The following is a 13,458-nucleotide window of genomic DNA, read 5'->3' on the forward strand; positions in this document are numbered from 1 at the left end:
CATTCCTACTTCACTTCTACAGGAAACATTTCCCTGCTCAGCAAAATTTTATCAATATCGATCTTTCCGCCGGTTGCCGCTTTGAATTCTAAAACGTGGCTTGACTGCGGATCGAAAAAGAATGAAGCTTCCTTTCCATTTACTTTCACGCAAAGCCATTTGAATTCTTCCCGTGATTCGATAGTAGCTTGCTGTTGCTTTCCATTGTCATAACGGAAATTCAGCAGCACTTGCTTTGACCGGCAATCATTATCGATCCGCGCACGAATCCAGATGTAATAAACGCTGTCGGTGCGTGATTCTAAATTATAACTGGCCCATGTCACATCATTCAGTTGAATGTAGGTGGTGAACTGTGTGAAATCATCTTTCTTCACAGTTGCAGGACGATCGGTGCGGATAGAATGAGAAAGAGTATCGTCGAATAACTCGGCTTCAATTTCAAAATCTTTCGACCAGTAATAAGGATGCGAAGCCTCGTGCCAACTATCGAGCTGGTAAAAAATCACATTGGAAGAATCGCTCTTGTCATAAATGTAAACGGAACCTTGTTTCCGCGCATTCACTTTTATTTTTTCTCCGCCAATATCAGCGATCACTATCTGGTCGTGATAATCCTTCGGATCGTCATCATGAAAAACTGCCGCGTCGATCACGTATCGTTCTTTTGCATTTTCTTTGCGCACAATACAAAGTGTATTTTTCTTTCGCTGGTAATCGAATGAAGAGGAATTATAAAAAATATCAGCGTAGTGCGACGTTATCGCCTGCGCATAGGAAAGCATAGCCACCTGGTAAATATATCCTCGTGGATCATTCGGAATTTTCTGAGAAGGATTCACTGTATTGAAATAGGCACCATAAAAAAAATCTGCTCCCATAGCACACATCGCTTTCGAAGCAGCAAGCCATTCTGCCGGGCGATAATTCATGGAATCTGCAAACCATCCACCACACATGAAAGGAGAAAAATAATTATCGCCGCAACTGATCTCGTAATTTCTTCCTGTGGCAATACAATCAATTCCATGATAAGCAGCATAACGATCAAAAATATTATGATCCACCATGCCGGGATAAAAATCGGGAGTAGAATAATAGGAATGCGGATGTTCATACAATGGAGAATTGATGTAACGCATTTCTTTCCATTCGGAATAATACAACGGAAGAAATCCGGAAACCTGGTAAAATGAAAAAGAAGTTTCTTTCAATCCGGGAATGGAATCGTTGCCCATGAATTGTTTTTTGTACGTATTAAAAACATGATATTGCCATCGCGCGCGCAACGCCCGCGCATTCCCGGAATCGGGCTGAATGCAATCTATCATTTTATTTCCCCGATACCCTTCTGCATTCGGCGTCCACGCTTCTCCGAATTTTTCTCCATTCTCATTTATGAAATCAATTTTCCTGTTCAACGCACGATCGGGAAGAACAGCAATCAATTTTTCTAAATTTTTTCTCTGCGTGATGCCGTCCTTAGCAATATTTAAAAAAGAAGTGTCGGCACACGGATCAATATTCGCATTCGAAAAAACATAAGCACGTTTCGAATCAAATCCTGCTTTGGAAGGATTCACTCCAGGCCAGAAAATATAAGTGCACACCTGCATTTGCGGATTTGCATTAGCATAAGCAGCAATTGCCCCGGGAAAAGTTTTTGGATTTGCAAATGAATTGTAATTGTAAGTGGGTGTTGGAATATTGAAATAAAAATTCCAGTGATCATACATTTCCCTGTTCAATGCAATAGCAGCATCTGCGTGCGGAATCCTGTTCCAGTCGGGATACACATACGTTTTTGTTTTTTCATTGTAGAAAACTTTCGAATAATCATAACTCATGTAAAGAAAATCGTACCACGAAAAATTTCTGTCGACAGGATGTGTAGGCGAATAACGGGGAGAAGGAAAACTTTTCATCTGATCTGCTTGAGAAACCGTGTAGGTCGGATATCCCGGCGCATATTCGAGTGTATCTGCTTTCTGAGCAAACACATTCACATAAAATAAAACAAGAGGGGAGAGAAAAAACGTACGCATAAACTAAAAATACGAAAATCGTGCCCTGTTTGTCCAAAAAAAATCCATCCCGGAAAGGAATGGATCTATTGATAAATCTCATTCGCAATATTAATAATACCTGAGACGGATAACTTCCGCGAGATATTTCGAAAAGCGAAGCACCTGCCTGGTATAACCATACTCATTGTCGTACCACACATAAAGCACCATACTTTTTTTATCAGGCGAAACGATAGTTGCCTGGCTGTCGAAAACGGATGAACAGGGATTACCGATCACATCTGAACTCACCAATTCATTGGAGAAAGCATACTGGATCTGTTCCACGAGATCTCCGTGCAAAGCATAATCACGCATCACATTATTCACATCCTCTTTTGAAATTTCTTTTTTAACCGTGATGTTGAGAATGGCAAGCGAAACATTCGGCGTAGGAACACGAACAGAATTCGCAGTGAATTTTCCGGCCAACTTCGGAAGAACTTTTTTCAATGCACTCTCCGCGCCGGTTTCAGTAATCACCATATTCAACGGAGCCGAACGCCCGCGACGGTATTTCTTGTGATAATTGTCGAGAAGATTCTGATCGTTTGTGAACGAGTGAACCGTTTCAATATGTCCTTTCTCAACTCCGAATTCTTTCTCCACCACATAAAGGATCGGCATGATCGCATTCGTGGTGCAGGATGCAGCAGAAAATATTTTATCTCCGTTCGGATCAACGGTTTCATGATTCACACCGTACACCACGTTCGAAATATCTCCTTTTCCAGGCGCAGTGAGTAAAACTTTTGAAACACCTTTCGCTTTCAGGTGACGACTCAATCCATCGCGATCACGGAAAACTCCTGTGTTGTCGATCACGAGTGCATCGTGTATCCCGTATTTTGTATAATCAACATCTTCCGGATTATTTGCGTTGATCATGTGAATGAGGTGCCCGTTCACGATGAGCATTTTATTTTCAAGATCTTCAATGATCGTTCCCGGGAATGGCCCGTGCACAGAATCCATTCGGAGAAGATCGGCGCGCTTCACAATTTCTTCCGGGCTGTTGCCGCGTGTAACGATCGCACGTACGCGCAACTGATCACCCTTGCCCGCCTGCGCAATGAGCTCGCGCGCTGCAAGACGCCCGATACGACCGAAGCCGTAAAGCACAACATCTTTTGGAGTGATGGTTCCTTTTCCGTTACCGATAAAATCGCGGAGCTTGTCTGCAACAAATGCGCGAAGATCTTTGTAATTATTTTTTTCTTCCGTCCATTCCGAACAGAGTTTACCAATGTCAATCCTCGAAGGAGCGAGATCAAGTTTGGAAAGCTCAGCAGCGATCGCAGCAGTTTCATGTACGTCGATCGGGCGCTTTACAATATCTTTTGCGTACTGGTGAAGATTGAGGATCTCACTCGTGCTCCTGTCGATCAGCACATTTCTGAAAATGATCAATTCAACCGATCGTTCAAACCAGAGATTTCCTATGTGAGAATTCAATTCAATTGCAGCGCGTTCACTGCTTATCCATTCGTTGCGTTCCGCTTCATAAGATCTGGCCACGCCTTTTCTGGGCTCCATCGTTTCAAGTGTCATGAGAAAAAAATGATTGGTGTGTGTACTATAAAATCGAAGACCGCAAAGATATTCGGAACGTGTGTCTTCTTATCCTTGCGGTCTTCAGAAATTTTCAAATCATATTAACCGAGATACGCTTTGAGCAATTTGCTCCGGGAACTGTGGCGTAATCTGCGAATCGCTTTTTCTTTGATCTGGCGAACACGCTCACGTGTAAGATCGAATTTTGCACCAATCTCTTCGAGCGTCAATCCATGCTGACAACCAATACCGAAGAAAAGTTTGATCACATCGCGTTCGCGTTCTGTCAATGTTGCCAATGAACGTTCGATCTCTTTCTGAAGAGATTCGTTCATGAGCAAACGATCGGCGCGCGGAGAATCATGATTGATGATTACATCAAGCAAACTGTTGTCTTCTCCGTTAAGCAAAGGAGCATCCATGGAAACATGGCGGCCGGAAACTCTCATTGTATCTGCCACTTTATCTTCAGGAAGATCGAGTACAGTTGAAAGTTCTGAAGCAGTTGGTTCTCGTTCGAATTCCTGTTCAAGGCGCGAGTATGCTTTATTTATTTTATTAAGAGATCCAACCTGGTTGAGTGGAAGACGAACAATGCGTGATTGTTCTGCCAATGCCTGAAGAATAGATTGGCGGATCCACCAAACTGCGTAAGAAATAAATTTGAAACCACGTGTTTCATCAAAACGTCTTGCAGCTTTTATAAGTCCGAGATTTCCTTCGTTGATCAAATCGGGAAGACTCAATCCCTGATTCTGATATTGTTTGGAAACAGAAACTACGAAACGAAGATTTGCTTTCACCATTTTGGCAAGAGCGCGTTCATCTCCATCACGAATCTTCTTAGCGAGAACTACTTCTTCTTCCGCGGTAATAAGTTCTTCACGTCCAATCTCCTGCAGGTACTTGTCAAGTGATGCACTTTCGCGGTTCGTGATCGACTTGGTTATTTTGAGTTGTCTCATTTTCTTAGGTTTAACTCCTTTTTAAAGAACGCTGGCAAAGCCATCTTGTTGTTGAATTCTACCGCAAAGTTACGATACCGTGAAATGGAATTCAAGACTTAAAGAGAACTTTTTACAACAAATCGTTAATTAGCTCATTATCTTGATGTAACAAGTTGAAAAAATCGATGAGTTGGTCAATATAATCGACGAAGCAGCTCACATTCCGAAGGCGTAATAGGCCTGTGAACCATTCGGATACATACCTTCAATGAGGATGCCGCCCTTCTTATTGTCGAGTATTTTTTTGAGATCGTCCGGATTTCCAACTGGATTCTTGTCAACATTGGTAATAATAAATCCTTCTCTGATTCCTGCATTCCGCAATTTTCCCGCTTCGAGTTTACTCACACGCAATCCTTCCGTTATTCCCAATCGTTTTAAATCTTCAGGAGCAACAGTTTCAAATGTTGCACCGAGCGACTCAGCCGTATTACTTACATCATCTTTTTTCAGTAAAGCGGTTTTGTTATTTTTATTTTTCAATGTTACAGCAACAGTTTTTTCTTTTGTTCCGCGCGAATAAGTGATCATCACTTTATCACCGGGACGAAAGCGATTGATCTGTTCCTGCAATTCGGCAACACTGCTCACATCAATATCGCCGACTTTAGTGATCACATCTCCCGATTCAATTCCCGCATCAGAAGCAGAACCATCATCGATCACACCATCCACATAAACTCCTTTTATCTGGTTGAGATTTTTTTCTTTCACGAGTGCAGCATCCACATCACGGATATTCACACCGAGATAACCGCGCTCCACCGTTCCGAACTCGATGATATCAGCAACAACTTTTTTTACAAGATTCACAGGGATCGCAAAAGAATAACCGGAATAACTTCCGGTATTGGATGCAATGGCAGAATTTATTCCCACAAGTTGTCCTGCTGTATTCACCAATGCACCACCGCTGTTTCCCGGATTCACAGCAGCATCAGTTTGAATGAACGCTTCTACTGCGCCTGTTCCGCTTCCATTGGAAGAAATGAGATTGATGTTGCGCGCTTTTGCACTTACAATTCCGGCGGTAACAGTAGAAGTAAGATTGAAAGGATTTCCAACGGCAAGCACCCACTCTCCTACTTTCACATCATCGGAATTTCCATAACTGATGAACGGAAGATCTTTTTCATCGATCTTGAGAACCGCGAGATCGGTATTAATATCGGTTCCCACAACTGTTGCATCATACGTGCGTTTATCATTGAGAATTACCTGTATCACGTCTGCATTTTCCACGACATGATTATTCGTAACAATATATCCGTCGGTAGTAATAATTACTCCGGAACCCGATCCTTCCTGTTCGCGCGGAATAACCTGCATTCCGTTTCCGCCGAAAAATCCCTGGAAGGGATCGTAATAAGTTTGCTGCGTTGTACTTTTTGTTTTCACATGAACAACCGCTTGCACAGTCTGACTTGCTGCACCAGTGAAATCAACGCCAACTGCTGCGGACGATCCGCCAGTAAAATGAACCGGTTGCGGATTTCCGGCAGCCACCACAACCGGGTTTTGTTTGAAAATTAAATGATCGAGTCCAACTACGAGGACAGCACTTGCGAGTGCGATACTTACATTGAGGATCAGCTTTTTCATAATGAATGGAATTTTATTGATTCAAAGTTCTGAAATAGAAACAGAATTATGCAAATGAAAATTGTTGTTGCCGGTGAGTTTTAACAACATTTAAAAAAAGTTGTTGGTTAATGGTTGCTGGTTAATACTGTTTTATTAATAATTCCCATAACCCATAACTGATAACCCACAACTCATTAACACTTTTTCTCTAACTTTACTCTCTCCAATTTTCCCAATGAAAGTAAGGTCCCGCTTCTCCAATTTCCGCGATAAACTGCAGGTGTTCTTCCTCGGTTTACTTTTCGGGCTTGTACTAGGCGGCGGATTTTTTGTATTGAAACTCGATCAGTATGTGAAGGAACTTTCTTTTTATAAATCGCTCACGCAACAAAGTGATAAAGCAGATACGGATCAAACCGATCTGAAAACGGATGTCAGTAAATCCAAACCAAAAAAAATAAAAAAGATCACGCCGGTTAGTGTGGTCAATGATTCTTCCTCAAATGCGATGAAGGGCGACAGCACACTTCCTTCTGTATTCGATGTCGATAAATCGGACGATGGAATTGTGATCCGTAAAGATGAATTGATCGGCCAACTGAATTATACCTTGCACCCATTGCGGAATGTGGGCTTGGATTCTGCTGCGGCAAAAGAACCGAATTCTTCCGCCGGATATGTAATCGTAGAATTCTGGAGATCCCCGCTCAACTACCGCGGCTATAAATTTACACGCAACAAAGTTGTTCTCTTCGGCCTTGAATCGGGAGATGTGCGTTCTTTCTGGTCCGGCGATAATATCACTTATCTGAAATCCACCAATGGAATTTACAAGCTGGATGTTACTTCAGATTTTCACCAGTTGGAACGTGTGACGGATGAGATCCTCATCAGCAGAATGCAATGAGAAAAGTTTTTTACAAATACCACGGTACCGGAAATGATTTCATCGTGTTTGACGATCGTGAAAATTCTTTTTCGGAAAAAAATGAAAAACTCATTGAAAAACTCTGCCATCGCCGGTTCGGTATCGGTGCCGATGGAATTCTGCTTTTGCGCAATGAAAATAATTTTGATTTCCGGATGATCTACGTGAACTCCGATGGAAAACCAAGTTCCATGTGCGGAAACGGTGCACGCTGCATTTCACGTTTCGCTTCGGATATAGGCGCTGTAAAAAAAAATGAGATCAGTTTTATTGCCGTCGATGGTTCTCATGATGCAGTGATCACCAACTTAACAGTCAAAGTCAAAATGAGCGATGTAGATCACATTGAAAAAAATACCGATCATTTCTTTCTCGATACAGGTTCGCCTCATTATGTAAAATTTGAAAGTAATGTGAATAATACGGATGTTTTTCACGAAGGAAAAAAAATCCGCAACAGTGATCGTTTCCTGAATGAAGGAACGAATGTGAATTTTGTCGAACAACTTCCGGACGGAATTTTCGTTCGCACTTATGAGCGCGGTGTGGAAGATGAAACACTTTCCTGCGGAACGGGCGTCACCGCGAGCGCACTCGTATGCGCCATGCAGTCCGACGCGCCCGCACAGGGAAAAATAAATGTGCGCACACCGGGAGGACAACTTTCCGTTCATTACAAAAAAAATAACCAGATGTTTACTGACGTGTGGCTGGAAGGCCCTGCTGAATTTGTTTTCAAAGGAGAAATTGAGTTGTAAATTTCCAAATCTCAAATTCCAACAACCAACTCAAAACTCATAACTCATAACTCAAAACATGAGTGCAGCACAAGGCATCACCAATACCGATAAACTGAATTACCTGAACATCGGGCTGATCCTTCTTTCGGTGGGCGTTGCTTATTTCATTCCATTCGAACTTTTTCTTTTTTCATACGCCATTCTCGGTCCGGCACATTATCTTACTGAAATTTCCTGGCTGCACGAAAGGAATTATTTCTCGAAAGGAAAAAGAGATTACATTTTTCTCGGCGTTGCGGGCATCATTCTTTTCATGCTCATCTATGTAAATCCACACATAAATATCTTCGATAAGGAAACGAATAACCACCTCACAACAGCCGTAGTTTACATTGCATTCGCTGCGTCACTCGCAATGGTACTGCTCAAAAAAGCGATACAGCGTTTCATTGCGTTTATTTTTATTGCTGCCACGGCTTCACTCACTTCGTCGATGAGCGCCATTCTTTTCTTTTCTGTTTTTCTTCCCACCATCATTCACGTTTATCTTTTCACCGGATTATTCATGCTGTATGGTGCACTCAAAGGAAGAAGCCGGAGCGGTTATCTTTCCTGTCTTATTCTTTTTATTGTACCGGTAATTTTTATTTATCTAACGCCGCCTTCATTCGGAATTTCTTCGTACGCACTCCAGCATTACCGCATGTTCCAGGCCGTGAATATTGAAGCGATGAAACTTTTCAATATCGATGTTTTCCATAGTTACAAACCGCAGGTGAATGCCGTTTATCTTTCGAACACCGGGCTCATCGTGATGCGCTTCATTGCATTTGCATACACGTATCATTATCTCAACTGGTTTTCTAAAACTTCTGTGATCAAGTGGCACAACGTTCCGAAAAAACGTTTGATCGTGATCGGTATTCTATGGGCTGCTTCCGTAGGATTTTACCTGTATGATTACACCATAGGATTCAACGTGCTTTTCCTGCTCAGCTTTCTGCACGTATTTCTTGAATTCCCGCTCAACCATACTTCCTTCATTGGAATTTTCCAGGAAACGCGTTCTATTTTTTCGGGTAAACCTATTGCAACCGCCACAGTGAAGAAAGGAACGGTGAAAAAGAAAAAATGAATTCTCCTTTTACGCTCCGCAACATTCACCACAGCAACGGCAAAGAAATTTTTCACGGAAATTTTATTGTGATCTTTCACGCGCGCCGCGTACCTCCGCACCTGCTCGCGAGCGTACACGGAAATACATTTTCCATTTCCGTGCAAGGCCCTTTTGCATACGAACCCCTGGAAAAGATTCTTGACTATGTGAAAAGAAAAAAAGTAGAATGTCTTTTCATAGAATGGAATCTACCGAAAGATATTCCGATCAATAAATTGCTGTTGCATCTTGAAAAAAATATTCTTCTCTGCAAGAAAGTGATTGCAGGCAAAAATAGTTGCCTCTCTCCTATCCGTGAAACCATTGCAGAAATTTCAGGAAATGAAATGCGTGACGCCTGTTTCATTTTTGACCTGCTTCCCATTATGGAATCGAAAAAACTACTCGGTAAAATCTATGCACTGAATATGGAAAATGTCATTCACAATGGAATTTTTCCTCTCGTAACTTATTCGCAGGAAGAACTGAATGAAGCGATAGTAGCTGCCGGAAAAAAAATTCTTCAATCATAAACTCATGCTTCCGAAAACCGGTTACAGATTTATCTTCCGCGCTTCCAACTAATTTTTATCTTTAATTCATGATCCAGGTACAATTGCTTTTAGGTGAAAGAATCCGTTTGCGTGCACTCGAGCCGCAGGATGTTGAATTGCTTTACAAATGGGAAAATGATACTTCCGTTTGGGTAGCCAGCAACACGCAAACTCCTTTTTCAAGATTTGTTCTTGAACAATACATCGCTTCTTCTCATCTTGATCTGCACACGAACAAACAATTGCGGCTCATGATCACGACACGCGACGGACTCGATGTGGGCGCTATAGATCTTTTTGATTTTGATCCCCAGCACCAGCGCGCCGGAATAGGAATTCTCATTGCAGAAAAACAGGATCGCGGGAAAGGCCTTGCGACTGAAGCGCTCAACCTTCTAATCCAATATTGTTTTCAACAGTTGCATATTCACCAGTTGTATTGCAACGTTACCGTGAATAACGAAGAGAGCATTCATCTTTTCAAAAAACATCAGTTCGTTATCACCGGAATAAAAAAAGAATGGATCCGTATCGGCGATCAGTTCGTGGATGAACTGCTCATGCAATTGGTGAGAAAAGGACATTGACAGTATGCAGAAGGCCGGTGATCTCAATCCGGCAAGAAAAGAAGTTTTTTTATCAACGAAAAAATACATTTTTTCTTTTTTATTTTTCTTTTTGTCTCCGTAATTTTTTCGCCCACTTATTCAGAAAAACAACTCACTTATCATTACCACACATTGCCGGAATGATTTACTCCATAAATTCGTGCTGACTCCGCAATGAAACGTTTTCGTTTTTTATTTGTCGTAACGCTGTTGATCTCCGTGGTCTGCATTCTTTCTTATTGCGGAAACGATGGCGGGAAAAAAAATAATTCCGATTCAGTTACGAAACTTCTTTACCTCAATCATTCCGACAGCGCGCATTACGTGGGTATGCAGGTGTGCAGGAAATGCCACGAGAATATTTTTGAAACTTTCATTCATACCGGGATGGGACAATCGTTCGATCTTGCCACACTTCATAAATCCTCAGCGAAATTCGGAAAGGAAAGTACGATCTATGATAAATCGCGCGATCTCTGGTACCATTCTTATTTCCAGGATTCGGTTATGTTCATCTGTGAATTCCGGCTGAAAGGGAAAGACACAACTTACAAACGCACAGAAAAAGTGAATTACATTGTCGGGTCGGGCCAACACACGAATTCGCACATGTACAATGTGAACGGATATATTTTCCAGATGCCGATGACTTTTTATACGCAGAAAGGACAGTGGGATCTACCTCCGGGATTTGAAAATGGTTTCAACAGCAGATTCTCGAGACAGATCGGGCTTGAATGTATGAGCTGTCATAATTCTCTTCCGGGATTTGTGAAAGGTTCGGAAAATAAATTCGATAGTATTCCGAATGGTATTGGTTGCGAAAGATGTCATGGCCCCGGATCGATTCATGTAGCGATGAAGGAATCGGGAAATATTGTTGACACTTCTAAATACATTGATTACTCCATTGTGAATCCCGGAAAACTTTCTCCCGATCTGCAGTTCGATGTTTGCCAGCGTTGTCACTTGCAGGGAAATGCTGTGCTGCACGATGGGAAATCTTTTTATGATTTCCGCCCTGGAATGAAATTGTCGGATTACATCACGGTGTTCATGCCTGAATATGCGGGAGAAGAAAATCAGTTCATCATGGCCTCGCACGCCGAGCGTTTGAAAATGAGCCAGTGTTTTCTTCAAACAGAAAAAGAAAATAATTCATTGAATACCGACGCGCTTCATCCTTATAAAAATTCACTTACGTGCGTTACGTGTCATAACCCGCATGTGAGTGTGCGCGAAACTGCCGACGAACATTTCAACCAGGTTTGTATGAATTGTCATTATGAACAACAACCCGGAAAACCAATTCATAAAACATGCCCGATGGTGAAAGATCCTTCGGTGGATGATAAAAACAGCAATTGCGTTTCCTGTCACATGCCGCGTTCGGGGGCAATAGATATTCCGCACGTTTCAGTTCACGATCATTACATCAGGAAAAATTATGCTTCGAATGATACTTCTGCCGTGAAAGGAAAATTTCTCGGGTTGTATGCAGTGAACGACAAGCATCCGTCGAACGGGATCATTGCAAAAGCTTACCTGCAGCAATATGAAAAATTCGGAAAAGAAAATATTTTCCTGGATTCCGCTGAAAAGTTCCTTCCGGAAAATTCGATTACTGATCTAAGAAAAAATTTCTCCGATCTTGTCCACTTGTATTATTTGCGTGAAGATTTTCAGGAAATAAAAAATATTACAGATAAAGCCGGAAGGAAATTTGTACTCGATTCTATTCTGCTGACTCCTTCATTCGACAACGGTGATGCATGGACAGCGTATCGGGTAGGAGAAGCATTTTTCAAACTTGGCGATTATCCTTCGGCAGAAGTATTTTACAAAAAGGCAGTTGATCTTGCACCTTATCATCCCGATTTCAGAAGTAAGTATGCTTTGTCGCTTGCAACTCAACAGAAAAATTTTGATGCACGTGCGCAATACCAGCAAGTAATTAATGAAGATCCGGAATTCGTTCCTGCACTTACGAATCTCGGGTACCTGTGGCTGGAAGAAGGCGATGATAAAAAAGCAGAATCATTTTACAAGCAGGCGCTCGCGCTCGATCCCGATGATGAGCAGGCGCTTGTGAATATGGCCGGGCTTTTTGCTTACCGGAAAAATTTTGCAGAAGCAAATAAGTATGCAAAACTTTGTCTTGAAAAACATCCGGGCAATAAACAGGCGGCTTTGCTGATCGAACAACTGAAAGAAATAAACTGAGTGAAGAAATTTTTGAAAATAACTATTCCCATAATACTCGTTCTCGCGTGTGCGGGCGCGTGGTATTTCTGGAGAATTTATTACCGGCCCGTTGTGCACACGCCTGAAAAAAAAGCGGAATACATTCTTATTCACACCGGTTCTACGATGAATGATCTGTTGAATGAACTTTTCACTTTGAAGATCATTGACGACACCTCGACTTTTCATACCATCACTAATCTGAAAAAATTCTATTCACCAAAACCGGGAAGGTACCGCATTACCGATGGAATGAGTAACCGCGATCTCGTGGATCTTCTCCGCAGCGGGAAACAGGAACCCGTTACTTTCACTTTCAACAACATCAGGACGAAAGAACAACTCGCCTCGCGCGTAGGCGGAAAACTGGAAGCCGATTCTGCAAAATTTCTTTTCCTGATCAACGATCCCGGATTTCTCAGCAAGTACGGTTTGACGCCGGAAACCATCATGACACTTTTCATACCGAATTCATACCAGTTGTACTGGAACACAACCGAAGAACAATTTGTTGACCGGATGGCAACGGAGTATAAAAAATTCTGGACCGATGAAAGGAAAGCGAAAGCCGCTGCCCTCGGGCTCAGCCAGTCGGAAGTGGTGACGCTTGCTTCCATTGTAGAATCGGAACAAACGCAATATCCTGATGAGCGTCCCACGATAGCCGGATTGTACATCAATCGCCTTCGCCAGAAAATTCCGCTGCAATCCGATCCGACAATTATTTATGCGCTCGGAGATTTCAATATTAAACGTGTACTTGACACCGATCTTAAAATCGATTCCCCTTACAACACGTACAAATATGCCGGCCTTCCGCCCGGGCCTATTCGCATTCCTGAAACGGCGAGTATAGATGCGGTTCTTAATTATGTGAAGAGCGATTACATTTATATGTGCGCCGATTTTGGAACAGGTCATCACCGTTTTACAAATGATTATAATGTGCATCTGAAAAACGCGCACGATTACCAGGATGCGTTGAACAAAGCGAATATTAAGCGATGAGTTATCAGT

At 42.2% G+C, this 13,458-nt stretch carries 11 protein-coding genes; 7 read left to right on the forward strand and 4 right to left on the reverse strand.

Annotated features, from left to right (window positions below; all coding sequences use genetic code 11):
* Nucleotides 1–5: 5 nt before the first annotated feature.
* From HY064_15085 to HY064_15100, 4 genes are all read right to left on the reverse strand, one after another.
* Nucleotides 6–2,045 carry a hypothetical protein gene (locus HY064_15085; protein ID MBI3511981.1) on the reverse strand — a complete coding sequence of 680 codons (2,040 nt, stop codon included), beginning with the start codon at nt 2,043–2,045 and terminating at the stop codon, nt 6–8.
* A gap of 90 nt (nt 2,046–2,135) precedes the next feature.
* Nucleotides 2,136–3,602: a glyceraldehyde-3-phosphate dehydrogenase gene (locus HY064_15090; GenBank protein MBI3511982.1), complete on the reverse strand. Its 1,467-nt coding sequence runs from the start codon at nt 3,600–3,602 to the stop codon at nt 2,136–2,138.
* Nucleotides 3,603–3,721: 119 nt separating this feature from the next.
* The gene (locus HY064_15095; protein ID MBI3511983.1) at nt 3,722–4,585 is read right to left on the reverse strand and encodes an RNA polymerase sigma factor RpoD/SigA; all 864 of its coding nucleotides are present in this window, start codon (nt 4,583–4,585) and stop codon (nt 3,722–3,724) included.
* Between the two features lie 198 nt (nt 4,586–4,783).
* Nucleotides 4,784–6,229 carry a Do family serine endopeptidase gene (locus HY064_15100; protein ID MBI3511984.1) on the reverse strand — a complete coding sequence of 482 codons (1,446 nt, stop codon included), beginning with the start codon at nt 6,227–6,229 and terminating at the stop codon, nt 4,784–4,786.
* 217 nt (nt 6,230–6,446) lie between these two features.
* On the opposite strand from HY064_15100, the gene HY064_15105 reads away from it, so the two are divergent.
* The 7 genes from HY064_15105 to mltG all read left to right on the forward strand — a co-directional run bounded on the left by HY064_15105 (nt 6,447) and on the right by mltG (nt 13,449).
* Nucleotides 6,447–7,118, forward strand: coding sequence for a hypothetical protein (locus tag HY064_15105; GenBank protein ID MBI3511985.1), 672 nt, complete (start codon nt 6,447–6,449; stop codon nt 7,116–7,118).
* A complete protein-coding gene (locus HY064_15110; GenBank protein MBI3511986.1) occupies nt 7,115–7,897 on the forward strand; it encodes a diaminopimelate epimerase in 783 nt (260 codons plus the stop codon). Before HY064_15105 ends, HY064_15110 begins: the two co-directional genes overlap by 4 nt.
* Before the next feature lie 58 nt (nt 7,898–7,955).
* A complete protein-coding gene (locus tag HY064_15115) occupies nt 7,956–9,014 on the forward strand; it encodes a hypothetical protein (protein ID MBI3511987.1) in 1,059 nt (352 codons plus the stop codon).
* Nucleotides 9,011–9,568: a hypothetical protein gene (locus HY064_15120; protein MBI3511988.1), complete on the forward strand. Its 558-nt coding sequence runs from the start codon at nt 9,011–9,013 to the stop codon at nt 9,566–9,568. Before HY064_15115 ends, HY064_15120 begins: the two co-directional genes overlap by 4 nt.
* Nucleotides 9,569–9,636: 68 nt before the next feature.
* A complete protein-coding gene (locus HY064_15125) occupies nt 9,637–10,176 on the forward strand; it encodes a GNAT family N-acetyltransferase (protein MBI3511989.1) in 540 nt (179 codons plus the stop codon).
* A gap of 195 nt (nt 10,177–10,371) precedes the next feature.
* Nucleotides 10,372–12,420, forward strand: coding sequence for a tetratricopeptide repeat protein (locus HY064_15130; GenBank protein MBI3511990.1), 2,049 nt, complete (start codon nt 10,372–10,374; stop codon nt 12,418–12,420).
* The gene (gene mltG / locus HY064_15135; protein ID MBI3511991.1) at nt 12,421–13,449 is read left to right on the forward strand and encodes an endolytic transglycosylase MltG; all 1,029 of its coding nucleotides are present in this window, start codon (nt 12,421–12,423) and stop codon (nt 13,447–13,449) included. It begins immediately after the preceding gene.
* The last annotated feature ends 9 nt before the right edge of the window (nt 13,450–13,458 follow it).

Source organism: Bacteroidota bacterium, assembly GCA_016194975.1.
Lineage (GTDB): Bacteria > Bacteroidota > Bacteroidia > Palsa-965 > Palsa-965.